The sequence below is a fragment of the Hyphomonas sp. genome (genome assembly GCF_037969335.1).
Lineage (GTDB): Bacteria > Pseudomonadota > Alphaproteobacteria > Caulobacterales > Hyphomonadaceae > Hyphomonas.
In genome coordinates, this window is the sequence record NZ_JBBKXE010000078.1 from 1 (window position 1) to 17,065 (window position 17,065).

A 17,065-nucleotide genomic window follows, 5' to 3' on the forward strand; every position below is an offset into this window, starting at 1 on the left:
CCAAGCGCTGGCCGGAAGAGCATTATGCCGAACTGGCGACGCGGATTGCCGATGCGGGCATCATGCCGGTGATCATTGGCGGCAAGGCGGAAGGCCCGCTGGCGCATAATATCGCGCGCAGGGAACCCCGGGTGAAGAACCTGGTGACCCGCACCGACCTGTTCCAGATCGTGACGCTGGCCGAGAAGGCCCTATTCGTGGTCGGCAATGATACCGGCCCGATGCACATGGCCACGCTGGCGGGGGCGCCGGGCATCGCCCTGTTCGCGCTGACAGAGAGCGATCCGGACCATTCGGCCCCGCGCGGCCCGAAAGCGCCGGTGATCATCAACTCGGCGCCGACGCTGAAAGAGTTGAGTGTCGACGACGTCTGGCAGTCCGTGCGGGCGCTTGGGCTGTTGCCCGCTTGACTTCACCTGCGATAGGGCACAACCGAAGCGCCTTGTGGAACAGGCCAACGAATGGCATATTCCCCAAGCCTATGAACAGCCACAAAGGAGACAGGCCATAGCTCGCAGACCAGACCAGGGCGGACCACAGAAACAGGTTGGCCCCCGCACCAATGATGACATCACCGCCACCAATGTTCTTCTGATTGATGAGAACGGTGAAAAGCAGGGCGTGATGCCCCACGCAGCAGCCCTTGATGCGGCGCGCGAGGCGAGCATGGACCTTGTGGAAGTTTCCCCCGACCAGGAAGTCCCGGTCGTGAAAATTCTCGACTATGGCAAGCTGCGATTTGAAGTGCGCAAGAAGAAGGCTGCTGCGAAGAAGAAGCAGCGTTCCAGCGAACTCAAAGAGATCAAGATGCGTCCGAATATCGACACGCATGACTATGAGGTGAAGTCGCGCGCGATGCAGCGTTTCTTCGAGGACGGCGACAAGGTGAAGGTCACCCTGCGCTTCCGCGGCCGCGAAATGGCGCACCAGCATCTCGGCATGCAATTGCTCGAACGGGTGAAGACCCAGTTCGAGGAAACCACGAAAGTGGAAACCGAACCGAAGCTCGAAGGCCGCCAGATGACCATGGTCCTGGCACCGCGCTGATGAAACAGGCAGGGCTGGTCCTCGGAATTGCCCTGCTGGTTGCGGCCTGTGCTGCGCCAGCGCCTGTCGAGACCGTACCAGAGACTTCGGCGCCTGCCGCCGGGGTGTCGGAACCGGATCGCAGCGTCAAACCGGAGATGGATGCTCTGGACCGTGTCGAGGATACGTGCGGGCTGGACGCCCTGAAGCCCTACCTGGGCAAGCAGGCGAGCGATATTCCGGCGGACGTGCTGCCGGAGCGGTCGCGTATCGTCGGGCCGAATACGCAGGTGACGATGGATTATGTGCCAACGCGGGTGAACGTGCTGACGGACGAAGCCGGAATGGTGATTGGCCTGAAGTGCGGGTGAGGTTGCGCTGGAAAGGCAATCTCTGACGAACCTGCCGTCACCAAGCAGGTCTCAGTTCCCGAGCCGTCGTGTTGTCTGTTTTGATCTTGCCCGACGCCTCGAATAAGAGGACACTGTGAATAGTCACACGCGATCAGCAAGCCCACCACATGGTGCCGAGGCAAGGCTGCGTAGGACTTCGGGGAGACTGCCGACTGCGATTGCAGGCACAGTTTCCCGAATTGGAATATATTGCCTTGAATTTGGATAATCGCAGATTTGAGAAGGTGTCGTGGGCGAATCCGAGAAGGAGAGCAGGCTAAATCCTGTTATTTCCGTAGGTTCGAAAGTCTATACTAAATTATGAAAGCCCCGCCCTGTGCGGGGCTTTCCTATTTGTGCCGACGAAAATTTTTTCCTCGGGAAAAGTGGAGGACAGTCGATGGACATGTTCCTCAGCTTGCTAACGGAACTCGCTCCTTACGTAACCGCAGCCATCTTGGTCTTCCAAGGTGCTCGCGGGTATTTTGGGAGACGGACGCGGGTGCAAGGAAGCGAAGAAGTCGAGCGTAGGTGCTCATTCTCCGCTCCCGGAATTCGCTTTAAGTCCAGTTTCCGGCGCAAGCGCAAATAAACTGACCGCCGGACCCTAGCTCTTGGAGCTTTGGTTTACGAAGCCCTTTCAGTCAGGGAGGGGGACAATTGTCCAATATCCAGCGCCGAAAGCCGGACGGGCCATTCGCCCTCCGGTTTTTTGTGTGTGGCGGGCGGAGGGTGCGGGTCCGCATCGCATTATTATGATCACACAGGAAAACAGGGTCGCGAGCCCGTTCCCTCCGCTTGCCGGGGCTTTTGACCCCCATGGCGACGGTTTGGGACGCCGCCATGACGCGTGTATTATGACCCGAAAACGCTTACGGTCGGACAGGTTTTGCGCGATCCGGCATGGCCGCAGGCGACGGGGCAGGGACAGGGCGGCGCGAATCCGCCTGTTTGGCGCCGGACTGCCTGCAATATCAGGCATCCGGCCCCTTGATTCTCTCTCTCCGATCCGTCATAAGCCGCCTCTTCCGAGCGGTGTAGGCGAACGGCATGCCCCTCAGCTCATGAACAGACCAAGGGCCGCCCACGGGTGTGAGCTCGCACAAGGAGACTAGAAATGCCGAAGATGAAGACCAAGAAAGCCGCTGCCAAGCGGTTCAAGATCACGGCCACCGGGAAACTGAAGCATGGTGTCGTTGGCAAACGCCACCGCCTCAGCAGCCATAATGCCAAGTATATCCGCCAGAACCGGGGCACGAAAGTTGCCTCGAGCGCCGATGTCGCCCGCGTCATGAAGAAGTTCCTGCCTTACGGCCTGTAAGCTTTTCCCGTTTTCCCCAAGATCTTGACTTAGGAGGCTCAAATGCCCCGTTCACGCAATAAAGTGCCGGCCCACGCCCGCCACAAGAAAATCATCAAGCAGGCCAAAGGCTTCCGCAACCGTTCGAAGAACACGTTCTCGAACGCGCATGCTGCTGTCTGGAAAGCCGGCGAGTACGCCTATGTTGGCCGTAAGGTCAAAAAGCGGAAATTCCGTTCGCTCTGGATCCAACGTATCAACGCCGCTGTGCGCATCCATGATGACGAACTCACATATAGCCGCTTCATCGACGGCCTGACCAAGGCCGGCATCGAAGTCGACCGCAAGGTCATGTCCGACATCGCGATCCGCGAGCCGGAAGCGTTTGGTGTGCTGGTCAAGCAGGCGAAAGCCGCGCTCGCCTAGGCTGCACCCAATTATCCTGCAAAATGGAGAGCCCGGCCCTTAAAGCCGGGCTTTTCCTTTAGGCGTTTGCATGATGTCCCGAAGCGACTAGAAAGCGCGCAGAATCCCAAGAGAGGCTGGAACCTTGTCCGATATCAAAACGATAGAGAAAGAGGCCCTTGCGGCGATCAATGCCGCGACAGCGCTTGATGCGCTGGACGCCGTGCGCGTGGCGGAGCTTGGCAAGAAGGGCCGCGTATCCGGCCTGATGAGCGGCCTCGGCAAGATGAGCCCCGACGAGCGCAAGGAAAACGGACCCAAGCTGAACGCGCTCAAGGTGACGGTCGAAGAGGCCGTGCGCGCCCGCAAGGCCGTGCTTGAGGCCAAGGCGCTGGAAGCCCAGCTGGCGACGGAAAAGGTTGACCTGACGCTGCCGCCGGCGCCCGGTCCGCGTACCGGAACGCTGCATCCCGTGATGCAGGTGTTCGAGGAGATCGCGGCGATTTTCGGCGACATGGGATTCACCGTGGCCGAGGGCCCGGACATCGAGGACGACTGGCACAATTTCACCGCGCTGAACTTCCCTGAAGGCCATCCGGCGCGCGAGATGCACGACACGTTCTTCCTGGACGCGCCCGAAGGCGGCACGCCGAAAGTCTTGCGCACGCATACGAGCCCGGTGCAGATCCGTACGATGATGAACGAAAAACCGCCGCTGCGCATTCTCGTGCCGGGCCGGGTTTACCGCAATGACTGGGACGCGACGCACACGCCGATGTTCCACCAGGTCGAAGGACTGGTCATTGAGGAGGGCATCCATATGGGCCACCTCAAGGGCTGCCTGATCGATTTCGTGAAGGCTTTCTTCGAGGTCGACAATGTCGTGGCGCGCTTCCGCCCTCACTTCTTCCCGTTCACCGAGCCATCGGCCGAGATGGACGTGCAGTGCCTGCGCGAAGGCGGCATGGTTGAAGTGGGCAAGGGGACTGACTGGCTGGAAGTGCTCGGCTGCGGCATGGTGCATCCGAACGTGCTGCGCAATTGCGGGCTGGACCCGGCGACGCATCAGGGCTTTGCCTTCGGCATGGGTGTCGATCGTCTCGCCATGCTGAAATACGGCATGCCGGACCTGCGACCCTATTTCGAGGCCGACCCGCAATGGACGCGCCATTACGGATTTGCGCCATGGACGACACCGTCCGTCAGCGGAGGGCTCAGCTGATGAAATTCACATTATCCTGGCTGACCGATCACCTTGCCACCAAGGCGGGGCTCGATGAAATCCTGGCGCTGATGCTGAAAGCAGGGCTGGAGGTCGAAGAGGTTGTCGATCCGAACCAGACCCTGAAGGACTTCACGGTCTGCAAGGTGATTGCCGCCGAGCCGCACCCGGATGCGGACAAGCTGCGCGTGTGTACGGTGGAGACGGTGGACGGCACCAAGCAGATCGTCTGCGGTGCGCCGAATGCGCGCGCCGGCATGACCGCGATTTATGCCGGGCTGGGCACCTATATCCCGGGGCTCGAGTTCGCGCTCGACAAGAAGCCGCGCGCCATTCGCGGCGTCGAGAGTTTTGGCATGATGTGTTCCACCAAGGAGCTAAATGCCGGCGAGGACCATGACGGCATTGCCGACCTGGACGATTCCCTGCCGCTGGGCATGCCGGCGGCAGAAGCGCTGGGCCTGAATGATCCGGTGATCGATTTCGAAGTGACGCCAAACCGGCCTGACTGGCTGGGCGTGCAGGGGATTGCGCGCGACCTGGCGGCGGCGGGTGCTGGCCGGTTCATCCGGTCTGATGCGAAAAAGGTGCCCGGCAGTTATGATTGCCCGGTCGAGATCAAACTGGAGGCATCCGACGCCTGCCCGATGTTCGCGGGCGCGATGATCCGCGGCGTGACAAACGGTCCGTCGCCGGACTGGATGCAGGCGCGCCTCAAGGCGGTCGGTATCCAGCCCAAATCGCTGCTGGTGGACGTGACGAATTATATCTCGCTCGACCGAGCGCGGCCATTGCACGCCTATGATGCCGACAAGCTGCGCGGCACGGTCGTGGCGCGGCTGGGCAAGGCGGGCGAGAGCCTCGAAGCGCTGGACGGCAAGACCTACAAGGTGACGCCGGAAATGTGCGTCATCGCCGATGCCAGCGGGGTGATCGGCTTGGGTGGCGTGATGGGCGGCGCATCGACGGCGGTGTCCGACGAGACCGTCGATGTGTTCATCGAGAGCGCCTGGTTCGATCCGCTGCGCACCGCGCGCACGGGCCGCGCGACGGGTATCCATTCGGATGCGCGCTACCGGTTCGAACGCGGTGTCGATCCGCAGAGCTGCGTGGACGGGGTGAACCTCGCCCTTGAACTGATCCTGGAACATGGCGGCGGCACGGCGTCGAAGCTCAATGTCGCCGGATCGATCCCGGCGCGTATCGACAAGGTGACCTTCTATCCGGCTGACGTCGAACGCCTGACCGGCCTTGTCGTGAAGCTGCCGGAGATGCGGCGGATCATCAAGGACCTCGAATTCGACATCGAGGATGCGGGCGATGCCTGGTATCTCCTGCCACCAAGTTTCCGGTTCGACATGGAGCAGTCGGCCGACCTGGTCGAGGAAGTTGCGCGGCTGATCGGGTACGATTCGCTGCCCGTGACATCCCTGCCCGAGCCCGTCGGAGGCCGGCGCGCGATCACGACGCCGATCCAGGAACGTGTGCGTGTGTCCCGCCGGGTGATGGCCGCGCGCGGCTTCCTCGAAGCAGTGACATGGAGCTTCATGGCGAGGGATCATGCGGCGCTGTTTGCCAAGCATGACCCGGCGCTGGCGGTTGCGAACCCTGTGGCGAGCGAGCTCAACCAGATGCGGCCTTCGATCATCGGCAACCTGGCCGTGGCTGCGCAGCGGGCGGCCAATCATGGCGAGCCCGGCGCGCGCCTGTTCGAAGTCGGCCCGATCTATCTGGGCGACGGTCCGAAAGACCAGCGCACGGTCGCCTCGGGGGTCGTACGTCCTGCCAACCCGCGCCACTGGCAGGGCACGCCCCATGCCTATGATTCCTACGCAGCAAAGGCAGACCTGTTCGCCGTGCTGGATGCGCTCGGCCAGCCGGGCGAACGCTTCCAGGTGAGTGCCCCGACACAGCCGCACTGGCATCCGGGGCAGGCAGCCTGCCTGAAGCTGGGGCCGAAGGTGACGGTCGGCCATTTCGGCGCGATTCATCCGGGCGTGCTCAAGGCGATGGGCGTTGACGGCCCAATGTTCGGGTTCGAGCTGAACCTCAATGCGCTGCCGCAGATGAAGGTACGGCCGACCAAGACCAAGCCGGTGCTGCAACGCGCCGACCTGACGCCGATCCGGCGTGACCTCGCCTTCCTCGTGGACGAAACCCTGCCGGCCGGTGACCTGGTGAAATATGCCGTGGGCACAGACAAGCAGCTGATTGTTTCGGCTGATGTGTTCGATGTCTATCAAGGCAAGGGCGTACCTGAGGGCCAGAAATCGGTCGCCTTCGAGATGACGATCCAGCCGCGCGAAAAGCTGACGGATGAAGACATCCAGGGACTGATGGACCGGGTCGTCGCCTCAGTCGCCAAGGGCGCAGGTGGTGTGTTAAGAGGCTAGGCAGGTCGTGTTTCCGGGTGGGGGCTAAGTTGACGATGGTTGTTCACCAGATAGCTGTCCAGCAGGGTCTGCGACACAAACTGTACCTGGAACTGGTACCGGAAGCGCGCAAGAGCGGCATCTCGCGGGCCAACTGGCTGATCATCGCGCTGGTCCTGATGAGTTTCCTGTCGCTGGCGCTGGAGACCGAGCCGACGCTGACGGATCGGCCGGGATGGCAGCTGGCCTTCGACATCTTCAATATCTTTGTCGTCACCGTGTTTGCGATTGAATACGTGACCCGCGTCTATATCAGCGGGCTGAGACCGGAATATGCCGGGCTTCGCGGCCGCATCCGCTATATGACGCGGTTCTATTCGATTGCGGACCTGCTGGCCTTCCTACCGGAAATGATCGTGCTGATCATGGGCGGCGGTGTGCCGCTGATCGCCCTGCGGGTGTTCCGTCTGTTCCGGTTGATCAAGCTGGCGCGGTTCGTGCCGGCCTTTGATGTGCTTGGCGCCGCCGTGAAGCGGGCGGGATCCCAACTTCTCACGACACTCGCGATGGCGCTGGCGCTCGTCTATGTTTCGGCTGTTGCCCTCTATTTCATCGAGGGCATTGGCGGCCAGCAGCAAGAGATGTTCCAGTCCATCCCGCGGGCCATCTGGTGGGCGATCGCCACCCTGACCACCGTCGGCTATGGCGACGTCTACCCTGTGACCCCTCTCGGGCGCATGTTTGCCTCGGTGATTGCGCTGGCCGGTATTGGCGTCGTGGCGCTGCCGGCGGGCGTTTTTGCGAGCGCGTTTTCGGACGAACTGCGCGAGCGCGAACTTGCCAAGCTGAAGCTCAGGGTAGAGGAAGCAGAAGACGAAGCGGGCCGCGCGCCTGATGCAGACGATATCTGAGGCAGGCCCCGCCTGTTTACTGGAAGGGACCCGATGACTGACACAAACACCCAAAGCGCCTTCAGCGTGGCCATTGCCGGTGTCGCCGGGCGGATGGGCCGCCAGCTCGTGGCCGGCGCGATGGATGCCGGCTTGTCGGTCGTGGGCGGGACAGAAGCCCCCGGAAGCGGGCCATTCGACCGGGATATCGGCGAACTGGCCGGACGGCAGGCGCTGGGAATCCGGCCCGTGACCGATCCTGTGTCCGCAGCAGCCAATGCCGATGTCTGGATCGATTTTACCCGGCCTGCAGCGACGCTGGCATCGCTCGATGCTCTCAAGCATACGCGCGTCAGCGGCGTTGTGATTGGCACGACGGGGCTGAGCGCCGCGCAGGACGCGGAAATTGCCCGCGCTGCCGAGCGGCTGGCCATCGTCAAGGCCGGGAATTTCTCTGTCGGTATCAACCTGTTGCAGGCCCTTACAAGAATGGCGGCGGGCCGCCTCGGCGACGGATGGGACATCGAGATCCTCGAGACGCACCATCGGCGCAAGGTGGATGCCCCTTCAGGCACGGCCCTTATGCTCGGAGAGGCGGCCGCCGAAGGGCGTGGCGCTTCACTGGATGCCCTGCGCAGCCCACCCTATGACGGACCGGACAGCGCCCGCGTGCCCGGCCAGATCGGCTTTGCCGTGCGTCGCATGGGCGATGTGATCGGCGAGCATTCGGTCAGTCTCGGCTCTGACATGGAAATCGTCACGCTCAGTCACCAGGCACTGGACCGGGCGGTGTTTGCCCATGGCGCGATGCAGGCTGCAGCCTGGGTCAAGGGCCGCAAGCCGGGCCTGTATGGCATGAATGACGTGCTGGGACTGCCCGGCGCCTGACGCTGCGCTCCGACAATGCAACCGCTGAATCAGGGTTGACGCGGCGCTGATGCGTGGCAGCATGACAAGTTCGTAAAGAATGACCCTGGAAGGTTCCGGCATGATCGGCATTGTTGTCGTCAGCCACGGCAAGCTTGCACGTGAACTGGTCGCTGCTACGGAACACGTAGTCGGCGAACAGCCCTGCTTTCGTTCAATATCCATTGAAGTCGAAGATGATATCGAGGCGCGCCGCGACCAGATCCGCGAAACAGCCAAGTCCTGTGACCGCGGACGGGGCGTCATCATCCTGACGGACATGTTTGGCGGCACGCCGTCGAACCTTGCCATGTCGGTCATGACTGCCGGCAATATCGAGGTCTTGTCGGGCGTCAATCTGCCCATGCTGATCAAGCTGGCTGAAGTGCGCAACGAGCTGCCGCTGGCTGAGGCCGCGAAAGTGGCCGCCGAAGCGGGCCGCAAATATATCAGTATCGCATCTGACCTGCTGACGAAGTCATCCTAGTGAATTCGGCGACGACAACGGCGATCCAACGCGTGATGATCGTGAACCGGAAGGGCCTGCATGCGCGGGCCTCGGCCCGGTTGTCGCGGCTTGCGGGTGAGTTCGACGCCCATGTCACCGTCCACCACGAGGCCGAAAGCGCGGATGCGCGGTCGATCATGGATCTGTTGATGCTGGTGGCGCATATGGGCTGCGAAGTGGAGCTGCGCGCGGAAGGTCCGGAAGCGGCGGAAGCCGTGACGGCAATCGCAAGCCTGATTGCCGAAGGTTTCGGGGAACAGGGCGAGGACGACGAAATCTGCTGATCCCGCTGCGATTGCAGAGCCGTTTGGCCTGTCAGCGCCGGGTCGGAACGTCCTGATCGTTCGCGTCGGTCCACAGGCGCTTGCCAGACTCCCTGGGTTCGGGCGCGGCAAGCTTGGACAGGTAGATGTTTCCGTCCGGATCGGCATGATCGACGGTCAGCTGGGCGACCACGGCGACAAATTCGGTGAGGCTGACGATGCGGTCGAGATTGGGATCGAACCGGACAGGATTGGCCAGCGTGTCGTCGCGTGTCGGCAGGTCGTTGGCCCAGTCCTGTTGCTCAAGCGCGCTCAATGAGCCGTCAGCATTGGCATCTGCCACGGCGAACGCCGCGATCGCACCTGTCCTGAGTTCGTCCGGCGTGACGTGGCCATCATCATTGGCGTCGAAGCTCACGATGAGGCCGCCGCCCGGAACGAGCCGGCCTGACGCGTGGCGTCCGTGCGGGGCATCCGGCTTGAGGTGGCCCTGACCGGGCAGGCGCACGATATCGTCGGCTGCCTCGTCGTCCTGAACATCTGATTCGACCAGTTCTGGCGCTTCCGTTGCGCTGACGCTCTGTGCCAGGCATGGCGCGCCGAGCCAGACAAGCGCAGTCAGGGTAGATGCCAGATAGCGTGGGCGCATGAGCGGTTCCTGTAGAGTGACCAGACGGGCAGACTATGCCGCTGTGGTTTATTTGCAACATGACGTTTCAGTTACCTTGCATGGGTTGGGCGCCCGTCTTACCGTCCCGTTAACCCTGCCTTAATGGAATGGGAGCATTCCGTTAACCTCTTGCGGCTGTCCGAAAGGCGGTCGATTCTGGCGATGGAATTGGAAGACAATGGCAATAAGTGCAGACCAGGTTCCGATCATCATGTCCGCTGGCGCGGCCTCGCTGGGCCTTGCGGCCCTGCTGTGGGCATTGCGGGTTTCGGACGGGGCAAGGGGCGCTGCACGCAAGTTTCGCGACCGGTCTGCCGAACTTGAAACGACACTGGCCGAACACAGGTCGGTGCTCGGCGCACACCCCGGGGTAATTCTTGTCTGGCAGGGCGAAGCCCTGGAGGCCGATGAAGACGAGATCATTGCGCCGGAACTCTACGGGTCACCCGTGGCGCTGGCCGGCCTGCTCAGCTTTACCGACGACGCCATTTCCGTAAACCCGGCTGTTCGTATTATCGAGGGCCTCGCGGACCTCGAAGCGCGCGACAGCGCCGGGCAAGATACGACGCTACGCATACGCCTGCGCGAATTGCGTGAATCCGGACAGGCATTTTCCCTGACGATTATCGGGCCATCGGGCCGTTTCCTCGAAGCGGATGGCCGCACGGCCGGCGCACGCGCCGTGGTTTGGGTGACCGATACGACGATCAAGGGGCTCGAAGAAAGTTCGGCCCGCGGCAAGCTGGAAGAGGCGCGCCAGGTAATCGCGCGCGACCCGACTGCGTTTCTCGACATGCTTGGCAAGTCGCCGTTCCCGGCCTGGCGCGTGTCGGGCATGGGCAAGCTGCAATGGGTAAACCCGGCCTATATCGAAGCGGTCGACGGTATCAATCTGGACCGTGTGCTCGACCGTCAGCTGATGCTCGACCAGGCCGCATCCGAACAGGCCCGCAAGACAATTTCCGAAGGCGCCGATATCGACGAGACACGCCATATGGTGATCAAGGGCGAGCGCCGTGCAATGCGCGTCCTGACATTCCCGCTGTCAGGCGGCGCCGGGGCGATGGCGTTCGATGTGACCGCACAGGAAAATGCGCGCGACGAACTCAACCGCCATGTCCGCGCGCATGATGAAACGCTGAACCATGTCGCAGACGCCGTCGCGATCTTTGGGGCCGACCGCAAGCTGAGCTTCTACAACAAGGCGTTCCGCGACATGTGGGACCTCGACGAGAGCTTCCTGCTCGACCGGCCCAACCACGGCCAGTTGCTGGACCGGCTGCGCGAGCGCCGCAAATTGCCGGCCCGGACGAACTATGCCGAATGGCGCGCCGAGGAGCTGTCGTATTATCTCGACATTGACGGGGTGAAGGAAGACATCTGGTCGCTGCCGGACGACCGGACCCTGTCGGTCACGCGCCAGCGTCACCCAATGGGCGGGTTGTTGCTTCTGTTCAAGGACATTACCGGCGAGCTCAATCTCAAGACCAAGTTCAATGCGATTGTGAAAACGCAATCCTCGACGCTCGATAACCTGCATGAAGCGGTTGCCGTGTTCGGCGGCGACGGACGCCTGAAACTGTTCAACCACGCCTTCGAACGCCTGTGGGGCCTGTCGCATGACTTGCTGAAGGACCAGCCGGATTATTCCGCGGTCGTCGAAGCCTGCGTGCCGCTGTTCCATGATGTCGAGATATGGGATGCGATCAAAGGCCATATCACCGACCCGTCTGCACGGGCGCGCCAGTCGACGACCGGCGAGATGCGCCGCTCCGACGGATCGATCCTGACCTACCTGACCCATCCGTTGCCGGATGGAAACACGCTGATCGCGTTTGCCGACGTCACGGCCACCCGGCGCGTCGAATCGGCCTTGCGTGACCGTGCCGAAGCGTTTGAAGCTGCTGACCGGTTGAAGACGGAATTCGTGCGCAATGTCAGCTACCAGCTGCGGTCGCCGCTAACAGTCATCTTCGGCTATGCCGAACTGCTCGAGACCCAGCGCAATGGCGATCTGACAGACCGTCAGTCTGATTATGTCAGCGCGATCCTTTCGGCCTCGGACCATTTGTCCAAGCTGATCGAGAATATCCTCGACCTCGCCATGATCGAAGCCGGGCGGATGGATCTCGATCTTGAGGACGTCCAGCTGCAGGACGTCATCGAGGAAAGCATAGAAATGGTCGTGTCGAAGGCCGAAGACACGGAAATCACCGTCCGCGCTGATATAAAGGGCAAACTGGGAATCATTCGTGCCGACCAGCGCCGTATCAGGCAGGTACTGTTCAACCTCGTCTCCAACTCGCTTCGCTTCACGGAATCGGGTGGCGAGATCGTGGTGTCGGCACAGCGGATTGGTGACATGGTCACCTTGTCGGTACGCGATAATGGCAAGGGACTTGAGGCCGACAAGCGCGCGACCAGCTTTGACAGTTTCGTTTCAGGCGACCAGCGCGGTGCGGGTCTTGGCCTGGCGCTTGTGAAACATTTCGTCGACCTGCATGGCGGCACGGTCGGGATGAAGCCGGTCGAAGGCGGCGGACTGGAAGTCACGTGCTGGCTGCCGGCCCAGGCTGTGGTTCATGGTAGCGCGCCGGAACTGATGCTGGCGGAAGCCCGCGCCTGAGGTTGGCTCAGCTTGCCAAAGACAGACTGTCATCCGCGCCAACGCAGGCAATGCCGATCTGGTCACTGTGCTTGTGGCTCATCAACGCCTTGTCCGTTGCGACAAACATTTCCGACGCCGCATTGAATGCGGCCGAATAGAAGCCAAGACTGATGCTTGATCGCGCCACGAGAGTCTTGCCGCAATAGACATGTGGCAAGGCAAGGGTGGCCTGCAGTTCGGCGGCAAACGCGGCGACGTCGGCGCCATCGAATGTCTCCCAGAGCAGTATCGCGAATTCATCGCCGCCAAGACGGGCACCGAAACCGGGACGCTCACCGATCGCCGTACGGATGCGCACCGCGACGTGTTGGAGGACGGCGTCGCCGGCGTCGTGACCGTGAACGTCATTGACCTGCTTGAAATTGTCGAGATCGAGCAGGATCAGCGTGAAGGGCGCTCCGCCAAGGCCGGCCGCGCCAAAGGCGTCGGCGAATGACTGTTCGAACCGCCGACGATTTGCGAGACCGGTGAGGAAATCGGAATTGGCAAGCTCGGCAAGTCGCATCTGTGCGGCTTCCAGCTCCTGGTTCTTGCAGATGATATCTTCTGCATTGCGTGTCGCCACGCGATAGGCGCTGCGGAACTTGCGTTGGAGGATGACGTTCTGGCGCAGGACCGTGGCATTGTAGAGAAAGGTCGGGAAAGCGATGAGCGTGCCGATGAACATGCCGCGTGCCAGGTCGAGCCACAGGTTCGTTCCGGTCAGGGCCGATATCGTCAGTTCGCCAAGCGCGATGATGGAGAGAACGATAAGCGTCGAGCCGATAGCCAGGCGCAGGGCGTCGGTGCCCGACTCCATTTTTGGCTGCATTCTTTCGCGCACCCACCTGATGAGGAATCCCTTGGGATTCAACAGCTGTCCCTCCACGGCATAACGGCAGAGACTACTTTATCGGCGTTCAGGCGAGCTGAAGAAGACGTAAAGATTTTGCCGGGCGCCGTTAACACCTGCGAAGCCACAACGCACACGCTGACCCGAAGCCAGTATAACGTGGACGCGGCTACAGGTCAGGCGCCGGGTTCTTTTCGAACCTGAGGAGAAAACGATCAGTCTTGCGCCGAACCGACGGGTCGAAAACATTTATCGTTCGGTCATCTTCAGCGGGCCGGTCATCCTGTCCAAAGACGCTAGATTAGTCGAAGGCGACAGGGGCGACTTCCGCAGACGGTCCGGAGCAGCCAGCGGCCAATCCGATGGCGACGATTGCAGCAAACACATATTTCATGGATTTTTCGTCCATTGCGCCTGTCGTCACGCGTCAGCCAGCATTTTCTCACTCATTGTCCACAGGCGTTCGGCTTTCTCATCGTCGCAGATCCACGGCCGGGCGTGTTGCCAGCGCTGGCTGTCACCTGTGGCAAGCTGGGCGATGTCACAATCTTCGCAATAGACGCCGCCGCGGCCATCGAGTTTTGGCGACGTGGCGGCCCAGACACTGGTGGCTGCGCCCTGTTCGGGTGTCTTGAACATGGCCTGGACCTGGGGCGGGATGGTGCCGTCGGCCGCCTTCCAGCCGAGCGCCACCATTTCCTCGTCTGACAGGTGGCGCTGGAGGGGCGTAAAGATGCCGCCCGGGTGCACGGAAAAAGCCCGGACGCCGACGTCGCGACCCCGGTGGTCGACACCGAGCGCGAACAGGGCGTTGGCCGATTTGGCCTGTCCGTAGGCGTCCCATTTGTCGTAAGGGGTTTTGGTGAAGTGGGGGTCGTCCCAATGCACATCGGAGCGAACGTGCCCGGTGGAGGACAGGGCGACGACGCGGGATGACTCGGCGCGCTGCATGGACGGCGCCAGCGCGAGGCTCATCGCCATGTGGCCGAGATGGTTGACGCCGAACTGGCGCTCCCAGCCGGGGCCGACGCGGCCCTCAGGGCAGGCCATGATGCCGGCATGGTTGATCAGGATGTCGAGGCCGCGTTTGGTCTCGTCATATTCGCGGGTGAATTTCTCGATGCTCTTGAGGTCGGCCAGATCCATCGCGGCGATTTCGATCTCGCCGGCCACGTCCGCCAGGGCTTCTTCGGCCACGTCGACCCGTCGGGCCGGAACGGTGACACGCGCGCCAGCGCCTGCGAGCGCGCGGACGGCTTCAATCCCGATGCCCGAATAGCCCCCGGTGACAATCACATTCTTGCCTGTCAGGTCGATGCCGTCGAGCACCTCGGCGGCTGTCGATTTGGCGTGAAAGCCTGATCCGATGGGTAGCTGGTCTTGTGCGGCCATGCGCCTGATGTCTCCCGAAAGTGTTTCTTGTTGCGCAGAGTTTGCGCCGGGGACGGCGTGGCGGCAAGGGTGGGTTACGATTTCTTAAGCAGCGCGTCACGTGGACGGCGACTTGAGGCAGGCGTATATGATGGGTGTTATACATTATCATTCGGAGAGTGATCCCATGCGCCTTTTTGCCAGCCTGATATTGATGACAGCCGCAAGCCTGACAGCCGTGCCCGCTTTAGCGCAAGGCAATCAGGTGGAACGTACACAAGCCGAAATCGTGCTCGAACAGGCGACGGAAGACCTGGCCAGGGATCGCGCCGCCCGGGCGGATGCCATTCGCGACTGTGCGACGAAGGACTTCGCTGCCTGCACGAAGCTGGGCGACTATTATCGCAAGGGCAGGGGCGGCATGCAGGATTACAAGGCGGCAGCGCAAGCCTATCAAAAGGCGTGCACCGGCAAGGACGCCGTTGGATGCGCGACGCTCGCCTATCTCTCGACCAAGGGATACGGGATGGAGGAGGACCTGCCTCAAGCCCGGCGCCTGTACAAAAAGGCATGCGATCTTGGCGAAGTCAGCGGCTGTGCCGGCTATGGCAACATGGTGTTTACGGGCAAGGGCGGGCCCAAGAATGTCGCCGAAGGCACGCGCGTCCTCCAGTCAGCCTGCGACACGGGATACAAATGGGCCTGTGACCGGATTACCGGCCTGGCCGCCTATGACCCCAATGACGACACATGGGAACGCCTGAAGGACGGCGCCGGACGCTGAGACTCAGCTGCCCGAGACGGATTTGTCCGGTTGGCTGAACATGGTGTTGACGAAGGGCGGCAGTGGATCCGGGCGCGTCACAGGCGCTTGGGGTGCCGCAATCACTGGCGTGGAGGCTGGGTCCTCGACGGGCGAGAACCAGTCCGCCGGTTGCTTCGGCGCAATCAGAAGATCGGCAAGGATGTTGGCGCCTTCCTCGACCCGCATGCTGGGCGCGTAGGCGCGGCCTTCCAGGCGACAGCCAGGCCAGGCTTCAATCGTTTCGCTGGCGCTGACCGAGCCCCTGATTTCGCCATGGACGATGATGACCGTGCCGGAGACGTTGCCCTCGATGACGGCGCCGGCCTCGACGACCAGCAGGCTGTCTGTGGAGATGTCACCTTTCAGGTGGGCTGACAGCATGGTTGGCCCGGTAAAGGCGAGTTTGCCCTCCAGCACGGACCCTGCCGTGATGAAACTGCCTTCCTGAGACCGCGGCGCGCGCGATGATGCGGGTTGATTGGCCAATGTTCTCGTTCCCTGCTGACTGAATAGTTTGGGAAAAAGAAGCAAAATACGTGCCATACGCGAATTAGGGGCCCAGCGTGCCGTGTCGAGGTTGAGCCGCGGAAAGGTATGTCTTTGACCGCGACGGCGCCATGATTGCATGCCAGATTGCCGTGGATGAAACGCGTATTCCCAGTATTCGCAGTGCTTCTGGCCCTGGTCGGGTGTGCCCCCACAGAGGCGCCAGCAGCAGGTGGCGGACTGTTACCGCCCGGTGCGCGTGGGATCGACCTGTCGCATCACAATGGAGAGGTGAACTGGGACGCCCTCGACACGGAGGGCCTCGATTTCATCTATCTCAAGGCCACCGAGGGCCGCGACTGGAAAGACGCGGACTTTCAGGACAACTGGATCGAGGCGACGCGTCGCGGATATGATGTCGGCGCGTATCACTTCTACATCCTGTGCAAGCCTGCCGCGGAACAGGCGGTAAATTTCATCCAGTCAGTGGAGGTGCGAGACGGAACGCTGCCGCCGGCCGTGGACCTGGAGTACGCTCATAATTGCGATCCCTACCTGGATGAGGCGGGCACCAGGGCGGAACTGAAATTATTTCTCGACAGGCTGGAAGCCGAATACGGCGCGATGCCCGTGATTTACACGACCCCTGAATTCCATGCTGACTGGGTCGCCGGGACGTTTGACCGTTACCCGCTCTGGATACGGAGTGTCGATGGGGCACCGGGCATGCCTTACACAATCTGGCAGCATTCGATGCGGGGCAAGGTGGCGGGTATAAAAGGCGACGTGGATTTGAACGTGGCCGCAGGCGGCATGCCGGATGAATAAGCGATCCGGCATGCCGATGAGGTGTTCGGAAGTCTAGTTGCGGGCCTTGTCGACCAGACGGTCGTTCTGGGCCCAGTGCATCATGCCGCGCAGTTTTTCGCCGACTTCCTCGATCAGGTGG

General features: G+C 61.8%; 18 protein-coding genes. 14 read left to right on the forward strand and 4 right to left on the reverse strand.

Features of this window, described 5'->3' with window-relative positions; genetic code table 11:
• From AADA04_RS06245 to AADA04_RS06295, 11 genes are all read left to right on the forward strand, one after another.
• Positions 1 to 410, forward strand: a 410-nt coding sequence (locus tag AADA04_RS06245; protein ID WP_340692389.1) for a glycosyltransferase family 9 protein, incomplete at its 5' end; no start/stop codon positions are given.
• 97 nt (positions 411 to 507) lie between these two features.
• Entirely contained in the window at positions 508 to 1,047 is a 540-nt protein-coding gene (gene infC, locus AADA04_RS06250; RefSeq protein WP_340692405.1) for a translation initiation factor IF-3, read from the forward strand.
• Positions 1,047 to 1,397: an I78 family peptidase inhibitor gene (locus AADA04_RS06255; RefSeq protein WP_340692390.1), complete on the forward strand. Its 351-nt coding sequence runs from the start codon at positions 1,047 to 1,049 to the stop codon at positions 1,395 to 1,397. Before infC ends, AADA04_RS06255 begins: the two co-directional genes overlap by 1 nt.
• Before the next feature lie 1,138 nt (positions 1,398 to 2,535).
• Positions 2,536 to 2,739, forward strand: coding sequence for a 50S ribosomal protein L35 (gene rpmI, locus AADA04_RS06260; protein WP_340692391.1), 204 nt, complete (start codon positions 2,536 to 2,538; stop codon positions 2,737 to 2,739).
• A gap of 42 nt (positions 2,740 to 2,781) precedes the next feature.
• On the forward strand, positions 2,782 to 3,144 hold the full coding sequence (gene rplT / locus AADA04_RS06265) for a 50S ribosomal protein L20 (protein WP_340692392.1): 363 nt from the start codon (positions 2,782 to 2,784) through the stop codon (positions 3,142 to 3,144).
• Between the two features lie 124 nt (positions 3,145 to 3,268).
• Positions 3,269 to 4,345, forward strand: a complete 1,077-nt coding sequence (gene pheS / locus AADA04_RS06270; RefSeq protein ID WP_340692393.1) for a phenylalanine--tRNA ligase subunit alpha — start codon at positions 3,269 to 3,271, stop codon at positions 4,343 to 4,345.
• Positions 4,345 to 6,738 (forward strand): phenylalanine--tRNA ligase subunit beta, encoded by a 2,394-nt coding sequence (gene pheT / locus AADA04_RS06275; protein WP_340692394.1) that lies wholly within the window; start codon positions 4,345 to 4,347, stop codon positions 6,736 to 6,738. Before pheS ends, pheT begins: the two co-directional genes overlap by 1 nt.
• A 35-nt stretch (positions 6,739 to 6,773) precedes the next feature.
• Positions 6,774 to 7,628 carry an ion transporter gene (locus tag AADA04_RS06280; protein WP_340692406.1) on the forward strand — a complete coding sequence of 285 codons (855 nt, stop codon included), beginning with the start codon at positions 6,774 to 6,776 and terminating at the stop codon, positions 7,626 to 7,628.
• Between the two features lie 33 nt (positions 7,629 to 7,661).
• Positions 7,662 to 8,495, forward strand: a complete 834-nt coding sequence (gene dapB, locus AADA04_RS06285; RefSeq protein ID WP_340692395.1) for a 4-hydroxy-tetrahydrodipicolinate reductase — start codon at positions 7,662 to 7,664, stop codon at positions 8,493 to 8,495.
• Positions 8,496 to 8,574: 79 nt separating this feature from the next.
• Complete coding sequence (locus AADA04_RS06290) at positions 8,575 to 9,000, forward strand: PTS sugar transporter subunit IIA (protein WP_340692396.1); 426 nt, start codon at positions 8,575 to 8,577, stop codon at positions 8,998 to 9,000.
• Positions 9,000 to 9,305, forward strand: a complete 306-nt coding sequence (locus AADA04_RS06295; protein ID WP_340692397.1) for an HPr family phosphocarrier protein — start codon at positions 9,000 to 9,002, stop codon at positions 9,303 to 9,305. Before AADA04_RS06290 ends, AADA04_RS06295 begins: the two co-directional genes overlap by 1 nt.
• A 31-nt stretch (positions 9,306 to 9,336) precedes the next feature.
• On the opposite strand, the gene AADA04_RS06300 is transcribed toward AADA04_RS06295, so the two are convergent.
• Positions 9,337 to 9,933, reverse strand: coding sequence for a hypothetical protein (locus AADA04_RS06300; RefSeq protein WP_340692398.1), 597 nt, complete (start codon positions 9,931 to 9,933; stop codon positions 9,337 to 9,339).
• Between the two features lie 199 nt (positions 9,934 to 10,132).
• Between AADA04_RS06300 and AADA04_RS06305 the strand changes: the two genes are divergently transcribed.
• Complete coding sequence (locus AADA04_RS06305; RefSeq protein ID WP_340692399.1) at positions 10,133 to 12,580, forward strand: PAS-domain containing protein; 2,448 nt, start codon at positions 10,133 to 10,135, stop codon at positions 12,578 to 12,580.
• A gap of 7 nt (positions 12,581 to 12,587) precedes the next feature.
• On the opposite strand, the gene AADA04_RS06310 is transcribed toward AADA04_RS06305, so the two are convergent.
• Both AADA04_RS06310 and AADA04_RS06315 read right to left on the reverse strand, forming a co-directional pair.
• Positions 12,588 to 13,433 (reverse strand): GGDEF domain-containing protein, encoded by an 846-nt coding sequence (locus AADA04_RS06310; protein WP_340692400.1) that lies wholly within the window; start codon positions 13,431 to 13,433, stop codon positions 12,588 to 12,590.
• A gap of 441 nt (positions 13,434 to 13,874) precedes the next feature.
• Positions 13,875 to 14,846, reverse strand: coding sequence for an oxidoreductase (locus tag AADA04_RS06315; RefSeq protein ID WP_340692401.1), 972 nt, complete (start codon positions 14,844 to 14,846; stop codon positions 13,875 to 13,877).
• Between the two features lie 166 nt (positions 14,847 to 15,012).
• Between AADA04_RS06315 and AADA04_RS06320 the strand changes: the two genes are divergently transcribed.
• The gene (locus AADA04_RS06320; protein WP_340692402.1) at positions 15,013 to 15,609 is read left to right on the forward strand and encodes a hypothetical protein; all 597 of its coding nucleotides are present in this window, start codon (positions 15,013 to 15,015) and stop codon (positions 15,607 to 15,609) included.
• Positions 15,610 to 15,612: 3 nt separating this feature from the next.
• Here AADA04_RS06320 and AADA04_RS06325 read toward each other — a convergent pair whose 3' ends face one another.
• Positions 15,613 to 16,116, reverse strand: coding sequence for a polymer-forming cytoskeletal protein (locus AADA04_RS06325; protein ID WP_340692403.1), 504 nt, complete (start codon positions 16,114 to 16,116; stop codon positions 15,613 to 15,615).
• A gap of 156 nt (positions 16,117 to 16,272) precedes the next feature.
• On the opposite strand from AADA04_RS06325, the gene AADA04_RS06330 reads away from it, so the two are divergent.
• Positions 16,273 to 16,944, forward strand: coding sequence for a GH25 family lysozyme (locus AADA04_RS06330; protein WP_340692404.1), 672 nt, complete (start codon positions 16,273 to 16,275; stop codon positions 16,942 to 16,944).
• Positions 16,945 to 17,065: the final 121 nt, after the last annotated feature.

Bases quoted from the DNA above. Each gene is read 5' to 3' on its own strand.
- AADA04_RS06310 (WP_340692400.1), bottom strand. From the start codon at position 13,433: ATGCAGCCAAAAATGGAGTCGGGCACCGACGCCCTGCGCCTGGCTATC.
- AADA04_RS06290 (WP_340692396.1), top strand. From the start codon at position 8,575: ATGACCCTGGAAGGTTCCGGCATGATCGGCATTGTTGTCGTCAGCCAC.
- AADA04_RS06280 (WP_340692406.1), top strand. From the start codon at position 6,774: ATGGTTGTTCACCAGATAGCTGTCCAGCAGGGTCTGCGACACAAACTG.
- dapB (WP_340692395.1), top strand. From the start codon at position 7,662: ATGACTGACACAAACACCCAAAGCGCCTTCAGCGTGGCCATTGCCGGT.
- AADA04_RS06255 (WP_340692390.1), top strand. From the start codon at position 1,047: ATGAAACAGGCAGGGCTGGTCCTCGGAATTGCCCTGCTGGTTGCGGCC.
- AADA04_RS06320 (WP_340692402.1), top strand. From the start codon at position 15,013: ATGCGCCTTTTTGCCAGCCTGATATTGATGACAGCCGCAAGCCTGACA.
- AADA04_RS06305 (WP_340692399.1), top strand. From the start codon at position 10,133: ATGGCAATAAGTGCAGACCAGGTTCCGATCATCATGTCCGCTGGCGCG.
- rpmI (WP_340692391.1), top strand. From the start codon at position 2,536: ATGCCGAAGATGAAGACCAAGAAAGCCGCTGCCAAGCGGTTCAAGATC.
- pheT (WP_340692394.1), top strand. From the start codon at position 4,345: ATGAAATTCACATTATCCTGGCTGACCGATCACCTTGCCACCAAGGCG.
- AADA04_RS06330 (WP_340692404.1), top strand. From the start codon at position 16,273: ATGAAACGCGTATTCCCAGTATTCGCAGTGCTTCTGGCCCTGGTCGGG.
- AADA04_RS06300 (WP_340692398.1), bottom strand. From the start codon at position 9,933: ATGCGCCCACGCTATCTGGCATCTACCCTGACTGCGCTTGTCTGGCTC.
- AADA04_RS06315 (WP_340692401.1), bottom strand. From the start codon at position 14,846: ATGGCCGCACAAGACCAGCTACCCATCGGATCAGGCTTTCACGCCAAA.
- rplT (WP_340692392.1), top strand. From the start codon at position 2,782: ATGCCCCGTTCACGCAATAAAGTGCCGGCCCACGCCCGCCACAAGAAA.